Origin of the sequence: Corynebacterium maris DSM 45190, assembly GCF_000442645.1 — a bacterium.
GTDB lineage: Bacteria > Actinomycetota > Actinomycetes > Mycobacteriales > Mycobacteriaceae > Corynebacterium > Corynebacterium maris.
Map to the genome: position 1 here is coordinate 1,959,281 of NC_021915.1, position 25,517 is coordinate 1,984,797.

The following is a 25,517-nucleotide window of genomic DNA, read 5'->3' on the forward strand; positions in this document are numbered from 1 at the left end:
CAGTTTCGTCCCGTTAAGGAGCGACATGTCGATCAACAAGTTTTTCGAAGTGGAAGCCAAATTCGCCGTCTCCGCGGACACCGCCGTGCCCGATCTGCTGCGGTTGCCGCAGGTAAAGGCGCTCGGTGAGCCGCGCGTGCACGAGTTGTCCGCGATCTACTACGACACCGAGGATCTGCGGTTGAGCCGCGAGAAGATCACGTTGCGGCGTCGCACCGGCGGCGAGGACGACGGGTGGCATCTGAAGTTGCCGGCCACGGGCGGGCGCGTGGAGTTGCACGCGGAGCTCGGCGAGCCGGTCGACGGCCAGTTCGCCGTGCCGGAGGAGCTGCTGGCGCAGGTGCGTTCGGTGGTGCGCAATCATCCGTTGGCGCCGGTGGCGCAGGTGGACAACCACCGCACGGAGTCCGCGGTGACGGGGGCGGACGACCTGCCGTGGGCGCAGTTGTGCGACGACCGTGTCACCGCGCACTCGTTGTTGCCGGGCGGAACATCGAGCACGTGGCGGGAGTGGGAGTTCGAGCTCAGCGAGCAGTTGGCCGGGGAGCCGGAGGGCGCCCGGTTGCTGCAGGCCGCGACGGGGTTGTTCATCGGGGCGGGGGCGCGGGTGTCGTCCTCACCGTCCAAGCTCACCAGCGCGTTGGGTGAGTCGGCGAATGACGCGCCGCTGCCGACGCACCTGCGGGATCCGGGGATCGACGAGGACTCCGCGGTGGCCGGCGTCTTAGAGGCGCTGCGCGCCAACCGCGACAAGCTCGTGGCCTACGACCCGCGGGTCCGCCGCGACGAGTGGGATTCGGTGCACCAGATGCGGGTGGCCACCCGCGAGCTGCGCAGCCACCTCGGCACGTTCAGCGGGGTGCTCGCCGGGGAGCACGTCGACCGGGTGCAGGACGAGTTGAAGATGCTGGCCCGGATCCTGGGGCAGGCACGCGACGCGGAGGTCGTGGAAGAGCGGTTCGTGTCGCTGTTGGAGGCCGAGGACTCCGGCACGGTCGATGAGCAGGCGCGTCGTCATGTGCGCGAGGACATGGGCGCCGAGTACGCCCGCGCGCACCGTCGGGTGGTGGCGGCGTTGAATTCGGACCGGTATCTGCAGTTGCTCGACGATCTCGACCTGCTGCTCGCTGAGCCGCATACGGTGGCGCCTGCCCCGGCGCAGCCGGCCGAGCGTCCGAAGAAGTCCTCCCCGGAGCGGGTGTTGCTGGAGCAGCTGGAGCAGGCCTACCGGAAGCTGCTGAAGCGTCATCGCGACGCGGTGGACAGCCGGTACAACGAGAAGGTGCCGCTGCCCGTCCGGGAGGAGAAGTTCCACGACGTGCGGAAATCCGCCAAGAAGCTGCGCTATGCGGCGGAGGCGGTCGGGGCGGCCACCGCGGTGAAAACCAAGCGGTTGTACCGGGCCTGCAAGTCGTTGCAGTCTTCGCTGGGGGATTTTCAGGACGCGGCCACCAGCCGCGACAAGCTGCTGGAACTCGCCCGCGCCGCGCACCGCCGCGGCGAGGACACCTTCGGCTACGGACTGCTCTACCAGCGGGAGCGCGAGGTCGGCCGGGCGGCGCTGCGTGAGTACGCCGAAGGGGTGGAGGAGATCCGCGCCGCCTACGACAGGATCACGCGGCGGACGCGGGGAAAGAAGTAGCGGCTACTTCTCCCAGGAGGCGGGCTCGCCCCAGTCGTCCTCGGCCTCTTCCTCGGCGTCCGCCTGCGCGGTGCGCTGCCGGGCGATGCGCAGCGCGTCCTCGGCTTCCGCACGGCTGTCGTACGGGCCCATGCGCTTGTCCCAGCCGGAGACCTTCCCTTGCTCGATGCCGCCGGTCGACGGGTCGAAAAACCACTTTTCTTCGATCGCCATGTCGTCCTCCTCAATATGATTCAGGTGTTCGGATACGGCCCCAGGCTACCCGCGGAGCGCCGGGCGGGGTCGGCGAGGAAGTAATGTCGGAGGGGTTGTCCCAAGGTTTCGTCGAAGGAGTCCTGCCCCTATGCCGTCCTGGCCCATCCCCACCGTGTCCGCCGCTGAGCGCGTCGCTCAGGCCCACCGGAAGGCGGTCGGTGAGCCCGCCGCCGTCGCCGACGCCCCGGCGACCTACCCGGTGATCGGTGAGCACGTCGACCACTACGGGGGCGCCGCGGTGATGGGGTTGTCCTCGTTGCGGGCCGCCGTGGCCTACTCCCCGCGTGCCGACGACCGCGTCACCGTCACCACGCACCGGCCCGGCGCGCAGCCCGTCACCGACGAGATCAGCGACGAGGAGATCCGCCGGCGCGGCGCGCAGCAGCAGCCGGGCGTCGACGACCACGGCCGCCCCACCGTCGCTCCCGTCCCGGTCGGGGGCGCGGCCGCGCGGCTGGGCGGGCTGGTGTGGACGTTGATCCACCGGCAGCTGCTCTCCCGCGACACCGGCGGGTTGGACGTCACGGTGGTCAACGACATTCCCCGCGGGGTGGGCCTGGGCGCGGACGCCGCGGTCGACGCCGCCGTGGCGCTGGCGCTGCAGGCCGGCGACGCAGAGATCGACCAGGCGCCGGTGCGCACCCGGCTGGCCGAGACCTGCGCGCAGAGCAACGAGATGTTCTCCGCCTTTCCCCCGCTGCGCGCCCGGCACACGGCGACGCTGCGCGGGCTGGGTGAGACCGTCAGCGTCATCGATTACGCTGACGGCTCCGTCACCCAGGCGCCCCACCCGGTGGACGCCGCACACCGCGCCTTTGTCGTCGGGCTGCCGGAGGACCGCCAGCCGGACCACTCGCCGGGCGTGGACACGGTGCGCCGCCACCGCCGCTTCGTCGACGACGCCTGCAAGGCCTTCGGCGCGGAGTCGCTGCGGTCGCTTCCCGACGCCCCCGGGCGCGTGCTCGACTGGTTGCGCGCCGTGCACAAGGTGCGCGGCGTCGACGGCACCCCCAGCGTCGCGGAGGCCGCCGGCTGGCTGAACTTCGACGAGGCGGAGACCCGCCGCGCGCTGTCGACCGCGCGTGCCCTGCGTTCGCGCCGCGGCGAGGACATCGGCCGGCTGCTCGCCGAGTCGCAGCGGCAGCTGCACCCGCTGCTGGGCGTCGACGCCTGCGACGAGCTCGCCGCCCTGTGCCTGACCCGCGGCGCCGTCGCCGCCCGCGCCACCGCCGCGGGCCTGGCCTCCGGGGTGTGGGCGCTCGTGCCGGAGAAGGCGGCCGGAAATTTCGCCGCCGACTTGGCCGAGGACGGTCTGCTGGTCGTCGAGCTGCACCGTGGGGAACGCGCCGGGGTCATCACCCCGGCTGAGGCCTAGTCCGCGGGCCAGGCGAAGAGCACCTCCCGGCTGTCGGTGTCCGCCTTGATCAGCGACGCCGTGATCCGGGTGCCGTCCGCGGGGTTGCCGAGCGTGTGCGCCAACACCGGCGGCTCGTGCACGAAAATCCGGGAGTGGCCGCGGCGCCGGTCTGAGTGCAGCACCGTGGCCGCGAAATTATGGTCCAGCCACGGCGCCAGCACGGTCGCCTCCGTGAGGTTCAGACACGCCCGGTCCACGGTGTTCGCCAGCTGCGAGGTCCTGCTCATCGTGCCCGCCGCCTGCGCCACGGTCTGCGTCGCCCACGCCGGCGGTTCGTAGCCGCCGGAGATCGCCAGGCAGTATTCGGCGGCGAAACGGTCGATGAGCCGGCGCAGCGGGGCCGTCACATGCGCATAGTACCCGCCGATGCCGGCGTGGACCTCCGCGCCGTCGTCGTCCACCAGTCCGTAGCCCGCGCCCCGCAACAGCTTCTGCGCTTCCCGCATCACCGCCATCCCCGCGGGGGCGTCCGCGTCCACGCCGGCGAGGAAATGCCCGACGTGGTCGTCGTCGGCGAGCCGGTAGCCCAGCGCGCGGGCCTCCTGGCGGAACATCTCCTCCGCGCCGTCGCCCGCCGGCCGCAGGGTGCGCAGCGGGCCCTGCCCCGCCGAGACCATCATCTGCCCCGCGCACATGCCCGTTAGCAGGGAGATCTCCGAGTTGTAGTCCATCACCGGGTGCCGCGGCTCAATGACCAGCTCATAGCGGCCGTCGCCGTTGCGGCGCACCCGCTGCGAGGGGATGCGCAGATTCACCGCGTCCCGGCGCAGGCTCGACGCCTGCCGCAGCCGGCCGACCTCGCCCAATAGCGCTATCGCCGCCGGCGCCTGGCCCACCTGCGTCGCCGCGTGCACCGAGTCGTAGTCCAGCTGCGCGCGCGAGCGCACCAGCGCCCGCTCCACCGAGACGTCCTCGACCTCCCCTGCGGCGTCCAGATCCATCGTCCACAGCACCGCCGGCCGGTCCACCCCGGGCAGCAGCGACGCCGAGCCTTCCGACAGCACCGCCGGGTGCAGGCGCGCGGGCTCATCCGGCAGGTAAATCGTCTGCCCGCGGCGCAGCGACTCCGCCTCCACTGCCCCGCCCGGGGCCACGAACGCCGCGACGTCCGCGATCGCGTAGCGCACCCGGTAACCGTCGCCGCGGCGGGTGATGCACACCGCCTGATCCAGATCCCGCGAGCCGGGCGGGTCGACGGTGACGAAGGGAAGGTCGCGGGCGTCGCGGCGGCGGGCGGCGAACCTGTCGCGCGCTGCGGCCGCGGCCTTATGCACGGCAGGGGAAAAATCGGTGGGCACCCGGAATTCTTCGGCCACCCGCCGGAAATTCAGCGCTGCCGCGTACAGCCTCATACCGCACCATTGTGGCACGCGCCCGCCCGCTGCGCCGAGAGAAAAAGTGGGACGCGAATGAGCCGGCGTATAAGCCGGATTCTGTGCCGCTGGCGGCGGTGATCATCCATCTGGGCCACCCATCGCTGGGCGCCTCAAGCAGCTACCTTCAGGCTCGGGCGAGCAGCCCTCCAACACCTGATCGGGCCTGCCGTGTGGCAGGCCGTGATGCCTTGCTCCCGGTGGGGTTTACCTGGCCGCGGCAGTCACCTGCCACGCCGGTGCGCTCTTACCGCACCCTTTCACCCTTACCCGGTCAAAAACCGGGCGGTCTACTCTCTGTTGCACATGCCCGCGGGTCACCCCGGGTTGCCGTTAGCAACCACCGTGCTCTTCGGAGTCCGGACTTTCCTCGGCTCCTGCCTGCCCGCATCACGCGGGCGGTTCATTCGCCGCGATCACCCGGCCGACTCATTCGCGTAAAAAACTTTACCCCTCGGCCCGGCCGGGCGCGTAATCCCGGGGTCGCTGCGCTGCCGCGGCGGGCCGGCGTGAACGTGGGCTGGGGCGTCTCCGGGGGCGTCGCGGGCGCCGGACCGGCAGCTGCGGAACACTGATTGATGAATAACCGGGACCGGACCGGTTCCCTGCTCAGCCGACCGGTGGTTTTTCACCATCCAGTTTTCACCACACTCCGCAGCGGCGGCGACGCCTACCGCAGGTGCGCGGTGGCGTTGAAGCTCTGCAGCACCGGGGTCACCTCGGCGACCTCGGGGAAGAAGTCCACGACGCAGATCGACGCCAGATCCAGGTGCATGCGCTGGTAGATGCCGGCGTCTGCGCCGAGCGCCTGGCGCACGAGTGACTTGATGGGGTTGACGTGGCTGACCACCAGCACGGTCTGGCCGGGATACTCCTCGACCAGCTGGCGGCGCACCCGGGTGATGCGGTCGTTGACCTGCTCGTAGGATTCCCCGCCGGGAGGGCAGAGCGTGCCGTCGGCGACCCAGGCGGCGTGGTGGGCAGGGTCGTCGTCCTGGGCTTCCGCGAAGGTCAGGCCGTCCCAGTCGCCGAAGTCGCATTCCTGCAGGTCTTCGATGGTGCGGGTCCGCAGGCCCAACTTCTGCCCCACGGCGTCGGCGGTGGCGCTGCAGCGCGCCAGCGGGGAGGACACGATCGCGTCGATGCCACCCTCGGCCGCCAGGGCCTGGGCCGCGGCCGCCGCCTGGGTGCGCCCGGTGGCGTTGAGCTCGGCGTCGTGGCGGCCGGCGTAGCGCTTGTGCAACGAATAGTCGGTCTGGCCGTGGCGCAGCAGCACCAGCCGGGTCGGCGGGTGGGAGGTGTCCTTCCACCAGTCGACCGCGCCGGCCCGCTCCGCCGGCGCCGCCGGTTCCGCGGGGGCGGCGGGCTCCGGTGCAACGGGTCGCTCGGCGGGCGCGTCCCCGCCGACCACCCCGGGTTCATGCCCCGCGGCGGCCGCGTCCATCGCGTCGTTGGAGAGCTTGTCGGCGATCTCGTTCTGGGCGCGCGGAATCCAGGTGTAGGCCACCCGGTCAAAACGCTCCGCGAGCTTACGCCCCTGCGCCGCCAGCTTCTGCATGTCCGGGTGCTTGATCTTCCAGCGCCCGGACATCTGCTCGACCACCAGCTTGGAGTCCATGAACACGTAGACCTCGCTGGCGCCCAGCTCAGCGGCGGCCTCTAACCCCCGCAACAGTCCGTGGTACTCGGCGACGTTGTTGGTCGCCTTCTTGCCCACCACGTAGACGATCTCCCGGAGCAACTCATTGGTCGCGGCGTCGAACACGGCCGTGCCGGAACCCGCCACCCCGGGGTTGCCGCGTGAGCCGCCGTCGGCGTAAATGCTCAGCTTCATTTGCTGCGCACCAGGTAGGAGCCGCAGTTCGGGCACTGAGGCAGCTCGTCGGCGGGCGCGCGCCCGATGACGGAGCGATCCCCCGCCGGCAGGACGAGGAAGCAGGAGCCGCAGGTGCGGGAGTTGAAGTAGGCCACGCCGACCTCGTTTTCCGCCCGCTGCTCGTCGTAGGCGGTGACCACCTCAGCCGGCAACTTCGCGCGCAGCTCATCGATATGGGTCTGCGGATCCTCGATGTGGCTGGCGGCCTCGTTGGCGGCCTCCGCGGCCCGCTCGGCGAGCCCGATCTGGCGGAGATTTTCATCCACGTGGGCGGCGTGGACGTCGCGGTTGTTGCGCAGCGCGGCGATCTCGTTGTGGGCTTCCATCAGCTCACCCATCAGATCGGCGATGCGCGACTTCGCGGAATAGCGGTCGTGCTCCAGGTCGCGGCGACGCTCCGCGTCGGTTTCGGCCTCGAGCTGCTTCTTGTTGTCGCGCTCGCGGCGACGCAGCTTGCGCTCGTCTTCCTGGATGCGCAGGATCTCGGATTCCATGTCGTCGACGGCCATCTGGGCGGCGCTGAACGCGGAACGCAGGCGCTTCTGCTCTGCCTGCAACTTCTCGAGCTCCTGCTGCTCCGGAGTCACCAGCGCTTCCGGCGCCGCAGTCAAGGTGCGCTGGGTCTGGGCGAGCTCGAGCAAGACGGGATGGAGGGCGGGATCGAGTTTCATCGAAGACCACCCCTGGAAACCCCTGCCTTGAGGCATGGGGAGGAAAGGGGTGGGCTAGACGTTGCGCTGGTTTTCGACATAGTGCTTGACAACCTCCAGGGTTGTGCCGCCGACAGTGGCGACAAAGTACGAGTTGGTCCACAGTGTGGGGAGTCTGGACGTAAGGGGAAGAAATTCTTGGCGCAGGGCACGAGAGGATCCTTCCTTTGATCTGATTGATGAATCGGTAGATACCGTATTACGGGCCACATTCAACCAGTAAGTCTACGTGATCGGGTATGGTGCCCAGCTCGATGATGATGCGTTCTCGTTCGGCGGCGACCTCCCCGGTGGGATTTGGATGAGCCTGCCCGCCATTCCGGCACTACACAGCGTGGATATCTATCATTGTGGGTGTGGAAGAGATCGTGCGCTACACCTACCGCCTGCGCCCCGGCGCACACGCGCAGCGCGCCCTCCTCTACGAATGGGGACGCTGCCGATTCCTGTGGAACGAAGCCGTCCATCAACGGAAAATCGGCAACAAGCCGACCCTGGCGAAGCTGGGCAAGCTGCTGACCGAGCTGCGCAAGAACAACTCGTGGATGCGGAACGGCTCGCAGGTCGCCCAGCAGGCGATCCTGCGCACCTACGCGCAGGCGCTGCAGCACTCGTTCACAGTGAAGGGTCGGGGCACACCCACCGTCAAGACGAAGAAACGTGCGCTGCCCTCCCTGGAATACAGCATCAGGGGATTTTCTCTCCGGGAAGGCCGCCTGCGGCTGCCCAAGGGTGTGTCCATCCCTGTGGTGTGGTCGCGGGAACTTCCTTCCCCACCCAAAAGTGTGCGTGTTTACCAGGACAGTCTGGGGCACTGGTACGCCTCGTTTGTCACTCGCCGCGAAAAGGAACAGGCACCGGAAGCCGATGCGGGTATCGGTATCGACTGGGGCGTGTCCACCACCGCGACCACCACCGATGAGAAGCATGATCTGCCCTACCTGGGGCACCGGAAGCGGTGTGCCGCCGAGCTTGCGAAAGCACAGCGGAAGATGGCGCGTCGCCACCGCAAGGGACGCAAACAGTCGAACGGCTACAAGCGTGCCTGTCGGCAGGCGGCGAAACTGCACAAGAAGGCTGCCCGGCAGACGCAGCATGACTCCCGGGGGTGGGCGAAGAAAATCACCGATAACCACGGCCTGATCGCGGTGGAAGATTTCAACCCTGCCTTCCTCGCCAAGTCCACGATGGCCAGAAAGTCCGCTGACGCGGCTATTGGTGCGGCCAAACGTGCGCTGATTACCAACGCCGCGCGGGCTGGCCGGAAGGTGGTGCTGGTTACGCCCGCCTATACGACGATGACGTGTTCTGAGTGTTTCGCGAGAGCCAAGCAAGCACTCGGACTCGGAGAACGAACCCTCCGGTGCGAAGCCTGTGACTATACCGCGGGTCGGGACCGCAACGCCGCCAGGGTGATCTTGGCTGTGGCAGAACGGGGCCACACTAGTGTTGAGGACATAAGACATGTGCAACCTCCCTCCGGGGGCGTTGTGCGTGCGGTCTGAGCTAGAAATCCCCCGGATTTATCCGGGGGGACCGTTAAACTTCCTATTTCTACCCGTTGGGGTGTGCGGAAACGGTCCATGGGTCCGTGCGGAGGGGGATCACCAGCGTATCGACGCCCGCCTCATCCTCCACAATCTCACTGACCTGCATGGTCCACGGGTATTCGCTGGCCCAATGGGCGGCGTCGATCACCGCGCACCCCCCGGCGCGCAGATGCTCGTCCACCGGGTGATGACGCAGGTCAGAGGTCACCAGCACATCGGCGCCCAACGACGTCGCCGGCCCCATCATCGAATCACCCGCCCCGGACGCCACCGCGACGGTGCTGACCAGCTGCTCCGGATCCCCGGCGGCGCGCACGCCCCACACCGTCTCCGGCAAGGCGTCGGCGACCTGCTGGGTGAACTCCCGCAGAGTCATCGGCTCCGGCAGCACGCCCACCCGGCCCAGCCCCGTGGCCGTGGCCAGGTCGACGTCCTGGGCCAACTCCACGACGTCGAAGGCGGGCTCCTCATACGGGTGTGCGCCGCGCAGGACGTCGATCAGCGTGTGACGCAGACGGCGCGGCGCCACAAACTCCACGCGCAGCTCGGGGCTGCGGTAATTCTCGCCCACCGCGCCTTCAGTGGGATCCGCACCGGGCAGCGGGGTGAACTGGCCGGTGCCCTCGATGTCGAAGGAGCATTCGGCGTAGTCGCCGATGTGGCCGGCGCCGGCGGTGAACAAGGCGTTTTTGACGGTCTCGGCGTCCTTGGCCAGGACGTGGACGCCCCACTTGTCGGTGGCGCCCAGCAGCACCGGCTTGATCGGCCGACCCGGGGTGATCCCGACGAGTTCGGCGAGTTTGTCGTTGACGCCGGGACGCGCGGAGTCGGCGTTGGTGTGCGCGGCGAACAGCGCGCAGCCGCCCTTGATCAGGGTGTGGATGACCGAGCCCTTGGCGGTGTCGGCGGCCACGGAGTCCACCCCGCGCATGAGCAGGGGGTGGTGGACGACGAGCAGCTGGGCGCCGGCCTCGACGGCGGCGTCGGCCACGGCGTTCGTGGCCTCGAGGGCGAAGGCGACGAGTTCGACGTCGTCGGCGGGGTCGCCGCAGATCAGGCCGACGGAGTCCCAGGACTCGGCGAGGGCGGGCGGATACGTGGCGTCGAGAAGCTTCGTCAGGTCGGCAACGGTAGTCATGGGCACCTAGTCTACGTTTCTGCCACACTATGGCCATGAACTTTTCCGTGCCCGCTGGTCGCAGCATCATTTTCCTGGACGTCGACGGCACCGTCATCGACTCCTTCCCCGGCATCCGCGCCGGCTTCCTCCACGCCCTCGACGCCGTCGGCGTGCCGCGCCCCTCGGAGGACTTCACGGCGAAGATCCCCGGCCCGCCGATGGAAAACACCCTGGGCCGGCTGATGGACGCAGACCTGGTGCCGGCGGCCTTCGACGCCTACATGGCCTTCACCCGCGGCGGCGGCTGGAGCCAGGCACAGCCTTTCGAGGGCATGGTGGACTTCATCGCCCGGCTCAAAGACGCCGGCTACTTCGTGGCCACGGCCACCAGCAAAGGCGAAAGCTTCGCCCGGGGCATCCTGGAGCAGATCGGGGTGTTGGGACACATCGACTTCTTAGGCGCGGCGGAGGAATACGGGGACCGGCGGTCGAAATCCGCGGTGATTCAGCACGTTGTGGACTCGGTGGGGATCGCCGACCGGACCTCGGATACCCTCATGGTCGGCGACCGCTCCCACGACATCGAGGGGGCAGCGCACTTTGGCATCGATACCGTCGCCGTGACGTGGGGATACGGCGACGAAGCTGAGTGGGCGCAGGCCGCCTACACCGCAACGACCGTGACAGAATTGGAGGCCGTCATTCGTGACTGGTCAGACTGAACATAAGGAACGACCCATTCACATCGACTTCATTTGCACCGGAAACATCTGTCGTTCCCCGATGGCCGAGGTCATCGTCCGCGACAAAATCGAGGACGCCGGTCTGGCCGACAAGGTGAAGATCACCTCCGCCGGCATGGGCGGCTGGCACGTCGGCCAGGGTGCGGACCGTCGCGCCGTGGAGGAGCTGCGCAAGGCCGGCTACGACGGCGCCACCCATATCGCCAGCCAGGTCGGCCCGGCCACCCTTGCCGCCGACCTGATCGTGGCGCTGGACACCGGACACCGCTCCGAGCTCATCGCCAGCGGCGCCGAGGAAGACAAGGTGGCCCTGCTGCGCGACTTCGACCCGGCCGCGGAAGACAACGCGTCTGTCGCCGACCCCTACTACGGTGGGCCGGAGGGTTTCCGCACCACCCGCGATCAGATCGAGGCCGCCGCCCCCGGCATCGTGGACTGGATCCGCGCGCGCCTCTAATTCCGCTGCTTGGGGGCGATGGCCCCCGTGGGTAGAGTAAGAGCCGTGAGTACCACAGTGGAGAAGCGTTACGGAACTGGGCGCGGCAAGAAGCGGTCGGCGGGGTGGAAGCAATTCCTCAAGCCGAACTGGTTCATCCTGGCCGCGCTCATTCTCGCGCTCTCTTACTTCGCGTTCACCGCCTTGGCCCCCTGGCAGTTGAACAAGGACGACGACATCGTCGCCCGCAACGAGCAGATCGAGGCCGCCTACGACCGCGACCCCGTCCCCGTCACCGAGGTCATGGACGGCACCGGCGCGATCTCCGACGAGCAGGAATGGACCCGCGTCGTCCTGCAGGGACGCTACTTGCCCGACGACGAGGTGCTGCTACGCATGCGCCCCGTCGACAAAAACCCCGCCTTTCAGTCGCTGACGCCTTTCGAACTGTCCAGCGGGGAACAGATCCTGGTCCACCGCGGCTGGGCGCCTACCGGCGACGGCGTCACCGTCCCGGAGATCGAGCCGGCGCCCACCGGCACCGTCTCCCTGGTGGGCATGGTCCGCCAGGGCGAGCAGGTCTCCGCCACCCGCGCGCCGCTGCAGGAGCAGGGCTACCAGCAGGTCTATTCCATCAGCACTGAGCAAATCGGCGAGCTGACCGGCACCGACCTGGCCGAGGACTACGTGCAGCTCTCCGACGGCGAGCCCGGCGTACTGTACGCGATGCCGGTGCCCAAGCTCGACCGGGGCTCCCACCTGAGCTACGGCTTCCAGTGGATCGCCATCGGCATCATGGGGCCGTTGGGCCTGATGTACTTGGTCTACGCCGAGATCAAGGAACGTCGCAAAGTCGACGACGAAAAGGACGAGATCAGCGAGGACGCCGCCTCCTCCCCCGCCGGCGACCCCGACCCGGGCGCCGGGGTGGGCGCCGGGGTGGACGAGGACGCGTGGCTCGCCGACGACCCGGACGGCATGACCCGCCAGGTGGTGCGTTCGCGCAACGTCCGCGACCGCTATGGCGACGCCAAGCCGGACTTCTACGGGCGCCTGGGCAAACGCGACCGCGAACGTTTCTGACCCGGGCTGGCCCCGGCCAGCGCATTGGCCTGCCAACCCGGTCGCGACTGATTAGCCTGGGAGCATGGCCAAGAAGAAGCGCACGAACAAAAAGCGTCCCGCCGGGCAGGTCTCCCCCGCCCAGCGCATCACCACGTCCAGCAACGACCAGAGCCCCGGGCACCAGGCCGGGGTGACGTTGACCGCAGAAACCGTCGACACGACCCCGGGCGCCGACGACACCCGGCTGCTCACCGAGTCCCTGGCCACGCTCACCGACGCCGGCTTCCCGCCCCGCCGCGAGGTGACCTTCGAGGACGTGGTCGCCGACTCCGCCTGCGGCATGAGCCGCTTCCGCCGCTACCCGCTGGTCTCCCTGTTGGGCTTGCGCGACCTGGACGAGGAGCAGCTCTTCGAGCGCGTCTACTACGACCACTCCGCCGTCCAGCGCACTACCCCGGAAGAGATCCTCGAGCTGGTCCCCGCCTATGCCCGTGCCGCGGGCACCGCCGATCAGGTCGGCGACGTCAACCTGATGCTGGATCCGGGATCGACGACCTCCGGCAGCTTCCGCTTCACCAACGGCGACCGCGTCAACGACGTCGCCTTCGACTTGGACGCCGATTTCGGCGACGAGGACGCCGAGATGCAGATCGCGACGGACGTCTCCCCCGAGGGTTACGAGCCGCACGTCTTGTTCGCGGGCGACACCGCCCGGCCGGTGGTGCTCTGGGCGCCGCGGGGAGCGGACCTCTCGGCGCTGGATGTGGTGCTGGAGGAAGGGGCTTAAGCCGCTGTCGGGCGGTGCCGGGCTTGTGCTGCCAACGACGCCCTGCGGCCCGTGCCCCTGTGCCACCCTGCAAGTTTTGTGGTCACTGCTGGGCGTGTGCAGCCCTAAAACACACAATCGACCCGACGACTGTGGACTTTTGCGCACCTAAAACACGGGTGCGCTCGCGCGCAGTGAACTGCACCGCCCCTTTAAGTCTCCCGCAGGGAAAAGCCCAGCCTCTTCTCGGAGAAGAGCATGATCAACGCGATGCCGATCGCACCAGCCGTCGCGGTCAGCCACCAGGAGGTGTGCCAGCCCTGGGACTGGGTCGCCAGCCACGCCAGCAAGATGGGGCCGAAGAAGTTGCCGCTGTTCTGCAGCTGCTGCATCAGCCCGACCACGCCGGGCGCCGAACCCCCGGGTGGCGCCAGATCCACGGCGATACGGTACATGGAGGTCGGGATCAGGGCGCCGACCATGGAAAAGACACAGACCAGCACGAACTGCGGGATGAACGTGCCGGGCAGCTCGGACCAGTTGACGGCGTAGACGCCGACGGAGGCGACCCCCATGACCACGAACGCGGTGACGACCATCGGGCGCACGGGCAATCCCCGGCGCAACAGCAACCCGGACAGCACCGCGCCCACGGCGTTGACGCCGCCGGCCACCGCAGACAGTGCCCCGCCCACCATGGTGCTGACGCCGTACTCCTCATAGACGGTGGGCAGGAACCCGACGACGGCGGTCCACTGGACGGTGTAGCAGGCAAACACTGCACCGGCGACCCACGGCTTCCAGCTGCGCACCGTCACCCACACCCGGCCGAAAGCCGCTCCGACCCCGCCTTCCCGCTGGGGATCCGGGGCAGTGTACTTCAAAAGCAGCGGAATCCCCACGGCGGTGACCGCGGCCATGATCCAGTACCACGTGCGCCAGTCGGTGGCCTCCAACAACAACGAGCCGCCCAGCACAGCGATGAAGGTGGCCATCCCCTGGAATCCCGTCCAGGCTCCCATCGCCATGGTCAGCCGGTCGGTCGGGGTTTCGCGGCGGATCAATGCCGGCGCCATCACCACGACCGCGAGATAGCCCACGCCTTCCAGCGCGCGGGCGGCCATCATCATCTCTGAGGTGGTCGCCAGCGCACTGATCGCCGTGCCCGCCACCAGCAGGAGCAGCCCTAAGACCACGGTTCGGCGTAGGCCGACGCGCTCGCCGATGATGGACGCCGGGATCCCGCCGAGCATGCCCGCCAGCTGCACCAGTCCCAGCAGCACGCCGGCCTGCACCAAGTCGATGCTTAGAGCGGACTGCACGTCGGTGAGCGCGCTGGGCAGTTTCCAGATGTGCATCGCCGCGATGACACCGCACACCACCACCACGATCCACGTCGCGTTTCCAGACCGGGGGCGGGCGGGGGCAAGCGGCTGGGAGACGATGGTCATGGCCGTGAAGCTCCTGGCGTAGGAAGTCGGTATAGACCGGTGACCCTAGCCCAGCGCCGCGGGCGTCACCGGCGTTTTGTGCGGAACGGAACCTAAGGATGACCCCGCCGCTGAATATTCCTTGACCACGGCGTCGCGCCTCCCTGGGGTAGACAATGACGCATGAGAACCTTTCCCGGATTCGAGTCGGACATGGACTCCCTTCTGGTGCCGCACCGATTACGCCGACGACGCGGTCTGGCGGCAGACTCTTGTGGCCGCGACGGCCCCTACGGGGAAGAGGGCTTCCAGGCGAGCTTCTTTCCCGTGGACGACACTGACTGGGCGGAAGCCAGGGAGGATGAGATCCGCGAGATCGCCGCAGCGGAGGGCCTGCGAGAGCAGGCGATCTTTGTAGTCGACTCCCACGCTGTGCTCGCTCCGCAGGAGATTCTGGTGCTCGTCCTGGAAGACGGCCAGGGATCCTTCCGGTGCCCCGCAGACAAGGTTGCGGAGCCGCAGAACAACCTGGCTTTAGGAAACCTGGGCTTCGGGGAGTATGCCGGGGCCGTCGATCACGGCGGCGTGTACCGCGGCTTCGATTAAGCTCCAGCGCTCCCTGTGGCGGGTGCGATGTGCTTCCTTGCGGCGTCTTGGCCCCTGACAGTAAATCCCCACAATGTGCCCACGGACGAGAAAACAGGCCACGATAAGTAATCGAAAACCTACCGTGACCTGCTGCAATAGTGGTGGGCCCTGACGGGTTCGAACCGCCGACCTACTGGGTGTAAACCAGGCGCTCTTCCAGCTGAGCTAAGGGCCCTGATGAACCGACCGCCGGGATGGGCGGTGGGAACAGAAAAATAGGATAGCACGCTCTCCGCCGGGGCGAAAAACGCGCTGGCCTGGAGCTACTTCTTGCCGCCTTGGGCGACCAGGCGGGTGCCCTGCCAGTCGCCGAAGCGTTCGGAGGTGGTGCTCACCATGCCCGACAGCTGTGCGGCTTCGTTGATCTCGCCGGGGGCGATGGTGCCGGTCTGGCCGGCGCCCGGGGTGAGGAGCCAGACGATGCCTTCCTCGGAGAGGCTGCGACCGGAGTCGACCAGTGCGTCGACCAGGTCTCCGTCTTCTTCCCTGAACCACAGCAGCACTGCATCAACGAGCTCGTCGGTGTCGAAGTCGACCAGCTCCTCGCCGATGAAGTCCTCGACCGCCTCGGACAGCGATGAGTCGCAGTCCTCGTCCCAGCCGAGTTCCTGGACGATCATGTCCGACTGGAGCCCCAGCCGCTGTACATTGTCCTGGGCGTTCTCGTTGTTCACGGCGCCCGGAGCGTCCACCACTGTGTTGTTCCTCCTTTATGCTTGTCCGGCGGATTTTCCGCTGGACGATATGTCTTTTCGCGGGTTCAGTGTGACCCACGCAATCATAGGATACAAGCTGTAGCGCCCCTTTTCCCATATTCGGCCGTAAATGACGGCGGCGTGGCGGAAGGAAAATCCCCCGGCAGCCACCCCCTGAAGGGCTGTCCGCGCCCTGCCGCGAGACCTCGAGAACCCTCCATCCCATCCGACGGAGTGTGACCTACGCCCGCCCCGGTTCATGAATGTTGCGCATCGTCTGGCCGGCTTTAGACGTATCCTGGGAGTGATGACGCGCCACCCACCTATTCCGGCGCGCCCTAATTCACATACAGTCGACCCCCACAGGAGGAGAGACAATGGCTGATCCCCAGGACGTACGCCGCGATGATTCCAATTTTCCGCTGATCCGCGACGGTGTCGCGTCGTACCTGCACGACAACGACCCGGAGGAGACCCGCGAGTGGATGGACTCCCTCGACGGGCTGCTTTCGGAGTCTTCTCCGGACCGCGCGCGTTACCTGATGCTGCGTCTGCTGGAGCGTGCCTCCGCGAAGCGTGTTCCGTTGCCGTCGCTGACGTCGACGGACTTCGTGAACACCATCCCCACCACGATGGAGCCGGAGTTCCCGGGCGACGAGGAAATTGAGAAGCGTTACCGCCGCTGGATGCGGTGGAACGCGGCGATCATGGTCCACCGTGCGCAGCGTCCGGGGATCGAGGTCGGCGGGCACATTTCCAGCTACGCGTCCGCAGCGGCGTTGTATGAGGTCGGTTTCAACCACTTCTTCCGCGGCAAGGATCACCCGGGCGGCGGCGACCACATCTTCTTCCAGGGCCACGCGTCGCCGGGAATGTACGCCCGCGCGTACCTGGAGGGTCGCCTGGACGAGGACGACTTGGACGGCTTCCGCCAGGAAGTCTCCCGCGGCAAGAACAACGGTCTGCCGTCCTACCCGCACCCGCACGGCATGCCGGAGTTCTGGGAGTTCCCGACCGTGTCCATGGGCATCGGCCCGATGAACGCGATCTACCAGGCTCGCTTCAACAAGTACTTGAACGACCGGGGCATCAAGGACACCACGGATCAGCACGTGTGGGCGTTTTTGGGTGACGGCGAGATGGATGAGCCGGAGTCGCGCGGTCTGCTGCAGATGGCCCCGCTGTACGGCCTGGACAACCTCACCTTCGTGGTCAACTGCAACCTGCAGCGCCTCGACGGCCCGGTGCGCGGCAACACGCAGATCATCCAGGAGCTGGAGTCGTTCTTCACCGGCGCCGGCTGGAACGTGGTCAAGGTCGTGTGGGGCCGCGAGTGGGACGAGCTGCTGGAGAAGGACAAGGAGGGTGCTCTGGTCAACGTCATGAACACCACTCCGGACGGCGACTACCAGACCTACAAGGCCAACGACGGCGCGTACGTGCGCGAGCACTTCTTCGGCCGCGACGAGCGCACCCTGAAGCTGGTCGAAGACCTGTCCGACGACGAGATCTGGGCGCTGCGCCGCGGCGGCCACGACTACCGCAAGGTCTACGCCGCCTACAAGCGCGCGCTGGAGACCAAGGGCAAGCCGACGGTCATCCTGGCCCACACCATCAAGGGCTACGGCCTGGGGCACAACTTCGAGGGCCGTAACGCGACCCACCAGATGAAGAAGCTGACCCTGGACGATCTCAAGCTCTTCCGCGACAAGCAGGACATCCCGATCTCCGATGAGGAGCTGGAGAAGGATCCGTACCTGCCGCCCTACTACCACCCGGGCGAGGACGCGGATGAAATCAAGTACCTGAAGGAGCGTCGCGCGGAGCTCGGTGGCGCGCTGCCGGAGCGCCGCGAGAAGTACGAGCCGGTGAGCGTGCCGGACATCGATAAGCTGCGCGTGGTCCGTAAGGGCTCGGGCAAGCAGCAGGTGGCCACCACCATGGCGTTGGTGCGTACCTTCAAGGAGCTGATGCGCGACAAGGATCTGGCCAAGCGCGTCGTGCCGATCATCCCGGACGAGGCCCGCACCTTCGGCATGGACTCCTGGTTCCCGACGCTGAAGATCTACAACCCGGCCGGCCAGAACTACGTGCCGGTGGACCACGATCTGATGCTGTCCTATCGCGAGGCCACCGACGGCCAGATCCTGCACGAGGGCATCAACGAGGACGGTTCGACCGCCTCGTTCATCGCCGCCGGCACCTCGTATGCCACCCACGGTGAGCCGATGATCCCGCTGTACATCTTCTACTCGATGTTCGGCTTCCAGCGCACCGGCGACGTCATGTGGGCGGCCGCCGACCAGATGACCCGTGGCTTCCTCATCGGTGCGACCGCCGGCCGCACCACGCTGACGGGCGAGGGACTGCAGCACATGGACGGCCACTCGCAGATCCTGGCGTCGACGAACCCGGCAGTGGTCTCCTACGACCCGGCGTTTTCCTACGAGGTCGCGCACCTGCTGCGCGAGGGCGTGGACCGCATGTACGGCGAGGGCCGCGGCGAGAACGTCATCTACTACCTGACCGTCTACAACGAGCCGATCCACCAGCCGGCCGAGCCGGAGGACCTGGACGTGGAGGGCCTGCACAAGGGCATCTACCTCTACTCCCGCGGCGAGGAGGGCACCCACGAGGTGTCCCTGCTGGCTTCGGGCGTGGGCATGCAGTGGGCGCTGCAGGCCCAACAGCTGTTGGCTGAGGAGCACGACGTCAAGGCGCACGTCTACTCGGTGACTTCCTGGACGGAGCTCGCCCGCGACGGCCACCGCGCCGCCGAGCAGGATCTGCTCAACCCCTCGGAGGAGAAGGCCGAAGCCTTCGCCACGAAGCAGCTCAAGCAGACGGAAGGCCCGTACGTGGCGGTCTCGGACTTCGCGTCCGACCTGCAGGAATCCATCCGCCATACGGTTCCGGGCCAGTACATCACCCTGGGCGCCGACGGCTTCGGCTTCTCGGACACCCGTGAGGCCGCGCGTCGTTACTTCAACATCGACGCCGAGTCGATCGTGGTCGCTTCCCTGCTGGGCCTGGCCCGCGACGGGAAGCTCGACTACTCCGTCGCACAAGACGCGGCAAAGAAGTACGACATCGACGACCCGACCAAGGCGTAACCGCCACAGCGCCACTGAGCGTGACGACGCCCGGCCCCGCCCCTCACATCGAGGGGCGGGGCCGGGCGTTTGTCACCGTCGAGACAATTACGCCGTCGGCAGAGCCGTGCCGCCGAGTATCATCAACACAAACATCACAGCGATGACCATCCCCCAGCGACGCTTCGGCAGCAACGGCGGCGGGTCGGGCTGACCGAGCAGATCCCTTTCCCGGCCCACCAGCATGTGCGCCAGTTGTTCGCGGGATTTCTCCCGCTCCACCCACCCCTGGACGGTGAGCTGGTCGCTGTTGTTGCGCAGCAGCCAGTACGCCCCGGGCAGCGCGAGCATCGCGACCAGCAGCACGCTGCCCAGCAGGTAGCGCACCATGTCCCCGCCCGTGTAGCCCCCGTCAGTGAAAGACGTCAGCAAAGCGATGGCGGCGAAGCCGACGGAGATCCACGAGGCCGTCTTCTTCAGCGCGGTGGGTCGGTATTTCTTCAACCGCTCGGCGGCGCTGGCGCTCGTGGCGCCGGGAGATTGATGTGTGTGATCGCCCCACGTCGCCGCGATCTGGTCGCGGAGGTGGCGGTCGTGGTGGGTCATGGCGTCTTTCCTGTCAGGCCGGTGTGCTCTGCCTGTCATCCTGCCACGGTCGGGGCGGGTTTTAGCTACCCTGGTGAGGCCAACTCCATCTGCGAAAGGTGTGCCTGCCCGTGGCCCTCGACTTCCGTTTCTCTCGCCCCGACGACCATGAGCAGATTCAGGACGTGTTCGACGACGGTTTCGTCTTTTCCCGCAGCCAGCTCACCGGCGAGTGGATCCCCGAGGTGGAGGCCGCCAACGGGTTGCTCGTGGCTCTCGAAGGGGATCTGATTGTCGCTGCGCTGGTCATCACCCTGCCTGACGCGCAGCGAGGTCCGGTGCCGCCGGGGGCGCTGATGGAGTACATGGCGGCGGAGCACCCGAAACGCACGTGGGCGATGTTGGGGCCGCTGGGGATCCGCCGTAGCTACCGGGGTCAGGGGCTGGGGCTGCGGATCATCACGCAGGCGACCGCCCGGTTCGCGGAGTACGACCTGCACGTATCCGTCACGGAGAGCCACGGAGAGAGCTACACCGACATGGCCATGGTCGAGGACGGTCACCTGCGGCAGAATTCCCGCGGCTTCACCGTCTACCGTTTCGCCGGTTGACCCGGGCGCGCCCGTCTCTTATCCGCGCGAAGACGGCCGGCTGGATTAGGCTGGGCGACATGGAAGGATCATTGGCGGATCAGCTGGCGGCCAAACTGCAGCAAGAAGAACAAGTCGACTCCCCCACCACCACGCTGGGCAGGATCGGCGAGATCGTGGAGAAAGCCACCGGCGTCGAGTCGGAGCAGGTGACGGCGGGGACGTCTCCCTCGGATCTGGGCGTCGACTCGTTGTCGATGATCGAGATCACCGTCCGCTGCGAGGAGGCCTTCGGTGTGCGGCTGGATGACGCCACGGTGCTGGGTTTCAGCACCGTCGGCGAGTTCGCGGACTATCTGGACGAGCACGCCGCCGCGGAGGCCTAGTCCAGCAACTGCACGGCGCCGTCGAAGTCGTGCTCTTCGGCGAGGATATCCATGGCTTGGGCGAATTGGCGCAGCTCTGTCTCGACGCCGGAGAGCAGTTGGCAGCAGGACAGCGCGTAGCAGTCGGTGACGGCGCGGTCGCGCTGCCACTGGGTGCACAGGTCGGTGGTCAGCGGGTCTGCGCCGGTGGGGTGGACGCCGGTTTCACTGGGCAGGCTGTAGGCCATCGCGGATTCGACGGCGGGGCGCAGCTTCTTGGGCATGCGGGAAATCCGCAACACGGCGGTGCGGTTCACAGGCATGGTCAGGGCGCCCCACTCAGCGGTGTCAGCCGAAGGAAACTTCGGCTGGACAGGTGCGTGGGTACGGGTGGTCGCAGTTGTCACGTCGGCGTCCTTTCGGCAGCGTGAAGCACCACCCGTACGCGATGTGCAGGTGGTGCTTAAGACGAGGATCGTCTTCCCCAACGGCCTCGGTCTTGAGCTGTCAGCACTTCGGGGATCGTGAGTCCCTGAAGTTGGACACCACCAATCTTGTCCCCACTCCAGTCACACCAGCAACTCTCAAGTAATACTTCAACCCCCGTTTATTAAAGCTCAGGTTGAGAGTGAGGAGGGAAGAACCGCGGACTCCCCCAGCCCGCGCCGCGCCTTCCAGGACGCGCACAGGAGAAAGGTAGCAGAACGGAAGGGGTGTCCCCGCCCTCGACGCGCCCCGCGTGTCGCGGAAGGACGGCACGGAGGCGACGCCGGTGGTCCAGCGGCCCCCTGCACAGGCCCTGCAGTAGCTTGGAAAAGAATCCGGCGATCACGCCGGTTGGTGGCGCGGAGGAGTGAGCGGTGAAGACAGGCATCGTCCTTGGGGTGGGGTCGGCGGTCAGCCTCCTCGCACTTTTCCTGTCGGACACGGCCGCCTTCGGAGAGTTGTTGGCGCGGGTGGCGCCGATCCTGGGCTTTGTGGCGGCGATGTCCGTCGTCGTCAACGCCGCGGAGACGGAAAACACTTTCGCCGGGCTTCTCCTCTCCCTTCAACGACGGCTGGGCATAGGCGCGGAGGGAACACGCAGCGACCAGCTGAAGTCCTGGCTGTTGATCATTATCTCCTGCGTGCTGACCACGATCTTCTTCTCCCTCGACACCACCGCGATCTTGTTGACCCCGTTGGCGATCAAGATGGCCAGGCACGCCGGCCTCAACGTACTGGGCGCGACTTTCGCGGTGGTGTGGACGGCCAACCTGGGCTCGCTGTTGCTGCCGATCTCGAATCTGACGAATCTGCTCGCGTTGCAGACGGAGTATGTCCAAGGGCTGGTGGACTACCTCAGGCAGTCCTGGTTGCCGTCGCTCGCGCTGATTCTCGTAGCCGCGGCCTGCCCCCTCCTGCTGCGGGAGGCCACGAATTCCCGGACCGGCGCCACACCGCTGACCGGAGAGCTCAACCCCCGGGCCAGGGTCTTCGCCCTCCTCATCGGGGCACTGTTGATCCTGTTGCTCACGCCCCTCGCTTTCTGGGTCCCCACCACCGTCGCCGCGGTGGTCTCAGTGTGGCTGTTGTATCGCTGGACCCCACAGGAGGTGCGCTGGAACCTCATCCCCTGGAACACCCTCGCCTTTGCGCTGTTGCTGACCACCCTGGCAGCTCTGGTGCACCACGCGGGACTGCTGGACCCGCTCCTCGAGTGGCTGGGCGGACAAGGCGACGGCGCCAGGGGCGCATTCGTCTTGGCGCTGACAGGTGGCGCAGTGGCGAACCTGATCAACAACATCCCCGCCTATCTCGCGCTGGAACCGGCCGTCGACTCCGCCCGTGGCCTGATGGCTTTGCTGGTGGGCGTCAACGCCGCGCCCATCGTCACCCCGTGGGCGTCGCTGGCCACCTTGCTGTGGGCCGATCAAGCCCGGCGGCAGGGGGTGCAGGTTCGCTGGCGCACCTTCATTTTGCTGGGCCTAGTCATCGCCCCGGTGGCGGTAGTCGTCGGCACCGGCGCGATCGTCGTCATGACGCCGTAGCGTCCCTTTCACACGGTCGTGCGGAAGGTATTGCGTGTGGGCACGCCATAAGAGGTGGTCAGCGAGAAAGCAGGGTGAACCGTTGGGAAGGGGTCAGCCGGTGGACCTCCCCGCCCACACATGATTGCCCGGATGTTCAGTCGCCTCCCTTCCTGACCCCGTAATCCGCCGCCCCGCGGAAAGGCAGACAGTGGGGACGGCAGGAACAATCGCGCCACGCGAGTGCCCATACTCCCGCCGACGACGCGGGGTGTCGCGTCGGAGGACTATTCGCCGCTTCCCGCCCCCACGTTCCCCACGTTCCCCACGTCTACCGTGCTCCGCTGCCATGATTCACGCAGGGCAATAGCCGCACCCACGCCAATGTGATCCACTTCATGAATTTTTACCAAATGTTAACTATGGTGGAATATGCAGATTAAGTGAGTACCCTCACTTCCCCTTATTGCCCTTGTGGGCGGGAGGCATCATGAGTTTTTCAGTGAAGGACGCGCTCGTGGCGCGTGACATCCATCCCTCTGCGGAGCACCTCGAGAAGCTCGAGGCGAAGTGGAAGGAGATCCAGGGGCTGAAGAAGAACCTGGACGTCGTCACCCTCGATGACGCAGACATCGCGGTGCGCAACATCCCTGGAGGAGATCACGTTGAGTAAAGACTTGCTGCAGAAGTCCGCCGTCGAGGTCGGCAAGATGATCGCCGACAAGGAGATCTCCCCGGTCGAGGTGACGCAGTCGCTGTTGGATCATGCCCACGCCCTCAACGATAAGGTGAACGCCTACGTCAGCTTCCGCGACGACAAGTCGCTGGCGGAGGCCAAGCAAGCCGAAGAGGAAATTCAGGCCGGGCAGGCCCGGGGTCCCTTGCACGGCGTGCCGATGGCGATCAAGGACAATCTCTATGTCGGCGGGGAGACCACCACGATGGCCTCCAAGATCCACAAGGATTTCGTACCGAAGGAAGACGCCTCCTCGGTGGCCCGGATGAAAGACGCCGGCATCGTGCTGACCGGCAAGCTCAACATGCACGAGTACGCCTGGGGCATCGACAACAACAATCCCCACTTTGGCGCCGCCCACAACCCTTGGGACCTGGAGAAAACTCCCGGCGGATCCAGTGGCGGCTCCGGAGCCGCGGTAGCCGCAGACATGAGCTTTTCCACCCTGGGCACCGATACCGCCGGCTCCATTCGCATCCCGTCCTCGGCCTGCGGCCTGGTGGGACTCAAACCCACCCATGGGCGGGTGGCTAAAGACGGGTGCTTCCCCCTCGCCTGGACACTTGATCACATCGGCCCCATGTCCAAAACCGTCGAAGACGCAGCCGCCCTGCTACAGGTGATCGCGGGCTTCAGCCCGAAGGACCCCACCGCCGTCGACGTGCCCGTGGGCGACTACCTGTCGAACCTGGACCGAGACCCTTCCGAATTGATCATCGGTGTAGAGGAAGACTACTTCTTCCGCGCCGTTGACTCCGAGATCGAACGGCTCGTACGCGCCCAGATCGACGCCCTCGTTGAACAAGGCGCGCAACTCAAGACAGTGAAGATCCCCGCATTGGCTGTCTCCGAATGGGCGGAACTGGCGATCAGCCTCTCCGAAGCCTCCGCTATCCACCACAACGACCTGGTCAACCGGGCGGATGACTTCGGAGCCGACATCCGCTTCCTCTTCGAGTTGGGCGAGCTGTTCTCCTCCGTGGACTACTTGCAGGCGCAACAGGCCCGCCGTCAGATCAAGCAGGAGTTCGCGTCGGCGCTTACCGACGTAGACGTCATCATCACCCCCACCCTGCCGGTGACGCCTCCCAAGCTCGGCTCCGCCACCGCCGACCTCAACGGCGAACAGGTGGATCTGATCGATAACTTCATCCGCTACACCGGCCCTTCCAACCTGACCGGTTTGCCGACGTTGAGTGTGCCCGCCGGACTCAAAGACGGCATGCCGGTGGGGCTGCAAGTCATCGGTCGTGCCTTCGATGAGCAAACACTGCTGCAGGTGGGCCGCATGGTGGAGAAAAACGACCCCCTGGGAGGGAAAAGAGCGCCAGTGAAGTAGCGAGGGATCACTGTGCGGGCCTATGGCTGACGAAGTAGGCCCGCATTCCTCGTCACTCAAGGGGCGGCCGGATAACACCAATCCTCGTTGGGCCATACGGCATGTAACACCATCTAAGACAGCTCCCAGGCCGGGGCGAAGGAGTCCATCGAATCGCGCGCCTGCTCCGGGGTGGCGCCTTCGAAGTTGATCAGCAGCTCGTCCGCGCGCGCCTGCTCGGCGAAGTCCTCCAGGTACGCGGCGGCCTTGCCCCCGGTGCCCACGCCTGCGAAGCGCAAGGTGGTCCGCCCCCGCGGGCCGAGGCGTCGCACCCGCTTGGCCACGACGTCCTGGTACTTCTCCTGCGCGGCCTCATCAGTGCCGGCGGCGACGACGTTGACGCCGGCCAGCACGTAGGGCTCGGCCAGGTCCTCGGAGGGCCGGAAGTTCTCCCGGTAGTAGTTCACCGCGTCCTGCAGGTGCTCGCCGGCGAAGTGCGAGGCGAAGGCGTACGGCAGCCCCAGCGCCGCAGCCAACGAGGCGCCGTACATCGATGACCCCAGGACGTAGATCGGGACGTTCGTGCCCACGCCCGGGTAGGCCTGCACGCCGGGGATCTGCGAGGAACCCTTGAGGTAGTGGTTCAGCTCGACGACGTCCTGGGGGAAGTTGTCCGAGGCGTCGAAAGGCCGCCGCAGCGCGCGCCCCACGGTCTTCGCGTCGGTGCCCGGCGCACGGCCGAGGCCTAAGTCGATGCGGCCGGGGTACATCTCGGCGAGGGTGCCGAATTGCTCGGCGACGGAGTACGGCGCGTGGTTGGGAAGCATCACCCCGCCCGCGCCGAGGCGGATGGTGCTGGTCTGGGCGCCGACGTGCGCGATGAGCAGGGACGGGACGGAGGAGGCGCGGTCGGCGGCGTTGTGGTGCTCGGCGTACCAGATGCGGTTGAAGCCGTGTTCTTCGGCGCGTTGGGCCAGGGCGACGGAGGTGGCGATCGCGTCGTGGGCGCTCTGTTCGGGGTAGATGGTGGCGAAGTCGATGACCGACAGCGGGAAGGTGCGAGGCATTCCGGGCCTTTCTGCGGGATGGAGGGCGG

The 25,517-nt window shown here is 67.0% G+C and carries 24 protein-coding genes, 1 tRNA gene, 1 other RNA gene and 1 pseudogene; 14 read left to right on the forward strand and 13 right to left on the reverse strand.

Annotation, left to right across the window (positions count from 1 at the left end):
* Positions 1-25: 25 nt before the first annotated feature.
* Positions 26-1,642, forward strand: coding sequence for a CYTH and CHAD domain-containing protein (locus B841_RS09205; protein WP_020935226.1), 1,617 nt, complete (start codon positions 26-28; stop codon positions 1,640-1,642).
* A gap of 3 nt (positions 1,643-1,645) precedes the next feature.
* Here the strand turns inward: B841_RS09205 and B841_RS09210 are convergent, their stop codons facing one another.
* The gene (locus B841_RS09210) at positions 1,646-1,855 is read right to left on the reverse strand and encodes a hypothetical protein (protein ID WP_020935227.1); all 210 of its coding nucleotides are present in this window, start codon (positions 1,853-1,855) and stop codon (positions 1,646-1,648) included.
* A 130-nt stretch (positions 1,856-1,985) separates the two neighbouring features.
* On the opposite strand from B841_RS09210, the gene B841_RS09215 reads away from it, so the two are divergent.
* The gene (locus B841_RS09215) at positions 1,986-3,272 is read left to right on the forward strand and encodes a galactokinase family protein (protein ID WP_020935228.1); all 1,287 of its coding nucleotides are present in this window, start codon (positions 1,986-1,988) and stop codon (positions 3,270-3,272) included.
* Here B841_RS09215 and B841_RS09220 read toward each other — a convergent pair.
* The 5 genes and pseudogenes from B841_RS09220 to tnpA form a co-directional block, all read right to left on the reverse strand.
* Positions 3,269-4,666 carry a ribonuclease catalytic domain-containing protein gene (locus B841_RS09220; RefSeq protein WP_020935229.1) on the reverse strand — a complete coding sequence of 466 codons (1,398 nt, stop codon included), beginning with the start codon at positions 4,664-4,666 and terminating at the stop codon, positions 3,269-3,271. The genes B841_RS09215 and B841_RS09220 overlap by 4 nt on opposite strands.
* Positions 4,667-4,720: 54 nt before the next feature.
* An RNA gene (gene rnpB, locus B841_RS13490) (RNase P RNA component class A) lies at positions 4,721-5,119 on the reverse strand.
* A 238-nt stretch (positions 5,120-5,357) separates the two neighbouring features.
* Complete coding sequence (locus B841_RS09225; RefSeq protein ID WP_020935230.1) at positions 5,358-6,521, reverse strand: bifunctional RNase H/acid phosphatase; 1,164 nt, start codon at positions 6,519-6,521, stop codon at positions 5,358-5,360.
* Positions 6,518-7,234 carry a zinc ribbon domain-containing protein gene (locus B841_RS09230; RefSeq protein ID WP_020935231.1) on the reverse strand — a complete coding sequence of 239 codons (717 nt, stop codon included), beginning with the start codon at positions 7,232-7,234 and terminating at the stop codon, positions 6,518-6,520. Before B841_RS09230 ends, B841_RS09225 begins: the two co-directional genes overlap by 4 nt.
* A 54-nt stretch (positions 7,235-7,288) precedes the next feature.
* Positions 7,289-7,559 (reverse strand): annotated as a pseudogene (gene tnpA / locus B841_RS13640) (IS200/IS605 family transposase); the annotation flags it as partial.
* Positions 7,560-7,623: 64 nt separating this feature from the next.
* On the opposite strand from tnpA, the gene B841_RS09235 reads away from it, so the two are divergent.
* Positions 7,624-8,778, forward strand: coding sequence for an RNA-guided endonuclease InsQ/TnpB family protein (locus B841_RS09235; RefSeq protein WP_020935232.1), 1,155 nt, complete (start codon positions 7,624-7,626; stop codon positions 8,776-8,778).
* A gap of 49 nt (positions 8,779-8,827) precedes the next feature.
* Here the strand turns inward: B841_RS09235 and B841_RS09240 are convergent, their stop codons facing one another.
* Entirely contained in the window at positions 8,828-9,961 is a 1,134-nt protein-coding gene (locus B841_RS09240; protein ID WP_020935233.1) for a Nif3-like dinuclear metal center hexameric protein, read from the reverse strand.
* A gap of 35 nt (positions 9,962-9,996) precedes the next feature.
* Between B841_RS09240 and B841_RS09245 the strand changes: the two genes are divergently transcribed.
* The 4 genes from B841_RS09245 to B841_RS09260 all read left to right on the forward strand — a co-directional run bounded on the left by B841_RS09245 (position 9,997) and on the right by B841_RS09260 (position 12,974).
* Positions 9,997-10,665, forward strand: a complete 669-nt coding sequence (locus tag B841_RS09245; RefSeq protein WP_041632258.1) for an HAD hydrolase-like protein — start codon at positions 9,997-9,999, stop codon at positions 10,663-10,665.
* Complete coding sequence (locus B841_RS09250; RefSeq protein WP_041631852.1) at positions 10,649-11,143, forward strand: low molecular weight protein-tyrosine-phosphatase; 495 nt, start codon at positions 10,649-10,651, stop codon at positions 11,141-11,143. The genes B841_RS09245 and B841_RS09250 overlap by 17 nt, the downstream gene beginning before the upstream one ends.
* Positions 11,144-11,161: 18 nt before the next feature.
* Positions 11,162-12,205 (forward strand): SURF1 family cytochrome oxidase biogenesis protein, encoded by a 1,044-nt coding sequence (locus B841_RS09255; protein ID WP_084482017.1) that lies wholly within the window; start codon positions 11,162-11,164, stop codon positions 12,203-12,205.
* 64 nt (positions 12,206-12,269) lie between these two features.
* Entirely contained in the window at positions 12,270-12,974 is a 705-nt protein-coding gene (locus B841_RS09260) for a hypothetical protein (RefSeq protein ID WP_020935237.1), read from the forward strand.
* Positions 12,975-13,165: 191 nt separating this feature from the next.
* Here B841_RS09260 and B841_RS09265 read toward each other — a convergent pair whose 3' ends face one another.
* Positions 13,166-14,404, reverse strand: coding sequence for an MFS transporter (locus B841_RS09265; protein ID WP_020935238.1), 1,239 nt, complete (start codon positions 14,402-14,404; stop codon positions 13,166-13,168).
* A gap of 162 nt (positions 14,405-14,566) precedes the next feature.
* On the opposite strand from B841_RS09265, the gene B841_RS09270 reads away from it, so the two are divergent.
* Positions 14,567-14,989: a DUF6924 domain-containing protein gene (locus B841_RS09270; RefSeq protein ID WP_020935239.1), complete on the forward strand. Its 423-nt coding sequence runs from the start codon at positions 14,567-14,569 to the stop codon at positions 14,987-14,989.
* Between the two features lie 141 nt (positions 14,990-15,130).
* Here the strand turns inward: B841_RS09270 and B841_RS09275 are convergent.
* Both B841_RS09275 and B841_RS09280 read right to left on the reverse strand, forming a co-directional pair.
* A tRNA-Val gene (locus B841_RS09275) sits at positions 15,131-15,206 on the reverse strand.
* A gap of 88 nt (positions 15,207-15,294) precedes the next feature.
* The gene (locus B841_RS09280; protein ID WP_020935240.1) at positions 15,295-15,726 is read right to left on the reverse strand and encodes a DUF3052 domain-containing protein; all 432 of its coding nucleotides are present in this window, start codon (positions 15,724-15,726) and stop codon (positions 15,295-15,297) included.
* 377 nt (positions 15,727-16,103) lie between these two features.
* Between B841_RS09280 and aceE the strand changes: the two genes are divergently transcribed.
* Positions 16,104-18,839, forward strand: a complete 2,736-nt coding sequence (gene aceE / locus B841_RS09285; protein WP_020935241.1) for a pyruvate dehydrogenase (acetyl-transferring), homodimeric type — start codon at positions 16,104-16,106, stop codon at positions 18,837-18,839.
* Between the two features lie 87 nt (positions 18,840-18,926).
* On the opposite strand, the gene B841_RS09290 is transcribed toward aceE, so the two are convergent.
* The gene (locus B841_RS09290) at positions 18,927-19,424 is read right to left on the reverse strand and encodes a hypothetical protein (protein WP_020935242.1); all 498 of its coding nucleotides are present in this window, start codon (positions 19,422-19,424) and stop codon (positions 18,927-18,929) included.
* 110 nt (positions 19,425-19,534) lie between these two features.
* Here B841_RS09290 and B841_RS09295 point away from each other — a divergent pair, with 110 nt between their 5' ends.
* A complete protein-coding gene (locus B841_RS09295) occupies positions 19,535-20,014 on the forward strand; it encodes a GNAT family N-acetyltransferase (protein WP_020935243.1) in 480 nt (159 codons plus the stop codon).
* Between the two features lie 59 nt (positions 20,015-20,073).
* Positions 20,074-20,379: an acyl carrier protein gene (locus B841_RS09300; RefSeq protein WP_084482018.1), complete on the forward strand. Its 306-nt coding sequence runs from the start codon at positions 20,074-20,076 to the stop codon at positions 20,377-20,379.
* Here B841_RS09300 and B841_RS09305 read toward each other — a convergent pair.
* The gene (locus tag B841_RS09305; protein ID WP_156844748.1) at positions 20,376-20,765 is read right to left on the reverse strand and encodes a hypothetical protein; all 390 of its coding nucleotides are present in this window, start codon (positions 20,763-20,765) and stop codon (positions 20,376-20,378) included. The genes B841_RS09300 and B841_RS09305 overlap by 4 nt on opposite strands.
* 453 nt (positions 20,766-21,218) lie before the next feature.
* On the opposite strand from B841_RS09305, the gene B841_RS09310 reads away from it, so the two are divergent.
* From B841_RS09310 to B841_RS09320, 3 genes are all read left to right on the forward strand, one after another.
* On the forward strand, positions 21,219-22,388 hold the full coding sequence (locus tag B841_RS09310; RefSeq protein ID WP_020935246.1) for an ArsB/NhaD family transporter: 1,170 nt from the start codon (positions 21,219-21,221) through the stop codon (positions 22,386-22,388).
* Between the two features lie 469 nt (positions 22,389-22,857).
* Positions 22,858-23,040 carry a hypothetical protein gene (locus B841_RS09315; protein ID WP_041631853.1) on the forward strand — a complete coding sequence of 61 codons (183 nt, stop codon included), beginning with the start codon at positions 22,858-22,860 and terminating at the stop codon, positions 23,038-23,040.
* Positions 23,033-24,442, forward strand: a complete 1,410-nt coding sequence (locus tag B841_RS09320; RefSeq protein ID WP_041631854.1) for an amidase — start codon at positions 23,033-23,035, stop codon at positions 24,440-24,442. Before B841_RS09315 ends, B841_RS09320 begins: the two co-directional genes overlap by 8 nt.
* A 113-nt stretch (positions 24,443-24,555) precedes the next feature.
* On the opposite strand, the gene B841_RS09325 is transcribed toward B841_RS09320, so the two are convergent.
* Positions 24,556-25,488: an LLM class flavin-dependent oxidoreductase gene (locus B841_RS09325; RefSeq protein ID WP_020935249.1), complete on the reverse strand. Its 933-nt coding sequence runs from the start codon at positions 25,486-25,488 to the stop codon at positions 24,556-24,558.
* Positions 25,489-25,517: the final 29 nt, after the last annotated feature.

What these genes read in the sequence shown, in the direction of transcription:
- B841_RS09265 (WP_020935238.1), bottom strand. Translation starts at nt 14,404, where the DNA reads ATGACCATCGTCTCCCAGCCGCTTGCCCCCGCCCGCCCCCGGTCTGGA.
- B841_RS09230 (WP_020935231.1), bottom strand. Translation starts at nt 7,234, where the DNA reads ATGAAACTCGATCCCGCCCTCCATCCCGTCTTGCTCGAGCTCGCCCAG.
- B841_RS09245 (WP_041632258.1), top strand. Translation starts at nt 9,997, where the DNA reads ATGAACTTTTCCGTGCCCGCTGGTCGCAGCATCATTTTCCTGGACGTC.
- B841_RS09325 (WP_020935249.1), bottom strand. Translation starts at nt 25,488, where the DNA reads ATGCCTCGCACCTTCCCGCTGTCGGTCATCGACTTCGCCACCATCTAC.
- B841_RS09260 (WP_020935237.1), top strand. Translation starts at nt 12,270, where the DNA reads ATGGCCAAGAAGAAGCGCACGAACAAAAAGCGTCCCGCCGGGCAGGTC.
- B841_RS09290 (WP_020935242.1), bottom strand. Translation starts at nt 19,424, where the DNA reads ATGACCCACCACGACCGCCACCTCCGCGACCAGATCGCGGCGACGTGG.
- B841_RS09205 (WP_020935226.1), top strand. Translation starts at nt 26, where the DNA reads ATGTCGATCAACAAGTTTTTCGAAGTGGAAGCCAAATTCGCCGTCTCC.
- B841_RS09210 (WP_020935227.1), bottom strand. Translation starts at nt 1,855, where the DNA reads ATGGCGATCGAAGAAAAGTGGTTTTTCGACCCGTCGACCGGCGGCATC.
- B841_RS09270 (WP_020935239.1), top strand. Translation starts at nt 14,567, where the DNA reads ATGAGAACCTTTCCCGGATTCGAGTCGGACATGGACTCCCTTCTGGTG.
- B841_RS09315 (WP_041631853.1), top strand. Translation starts at nt 22,858, where the DNA reads ATGAGTTTTTCAGTGAAGGACGCGCTCGTGGCGCGTGACATCCATCCC.
- B841_RS09240 (WP_020935233.1), bottom strand. Translation starts at nt 9,961, where the DNA reads ATGACTACCGTTGCCGACCTGACGAAGCTTCTCGACGCCACGTATCCG.
- B841_RS09215 (WP_020935228.1), top strand. Translation starts at nt 1,986, where the DNA reads ATGCCGTCCTGGCCCATCCCCACCGTGTCCGCCGCTGAGCGCGTCGCT.
- B841_RS09255 (WP_084482017.1), top strand. Translation starts at nt 11,162, where the DNA reads ATGGCCCCCGTGGGTAGAGTAAGAGCCGTGAGTACCACAGTGGAGAAG.
- B841_RS09225 (WP_020935230.1), bottom strand. Translation starts at nt 6,521, where the DNA reads ATGAAGCTGAGCATTTACGCCGACGGCGGCTCACGCGGCAACCCCGGG.
- B841_RS09300 (WP_084482018.1), top strand. Translation starts at nt 20,074, where the DNA reads ATGGAAGGATCATTGGCGGATCAGCTGGCGGCCAAACTGCAGCAAGAA.
- B841_RS09220 (WP_020935229.1), bottom strand. Translation starts at nt 4,666, where the DNA reads ATGAGGCTGTACGCGGCAGCGCTGAATTTCCGGCGGGTGGCCGAAGAA.
- aceE (WP_020935241.1), top strand. Translation starts at nt 16,104, where the DNA reads ATGGCTGATCCCCAGGACGTACGCCGCGATGATTCCAATTTTCCGCTG.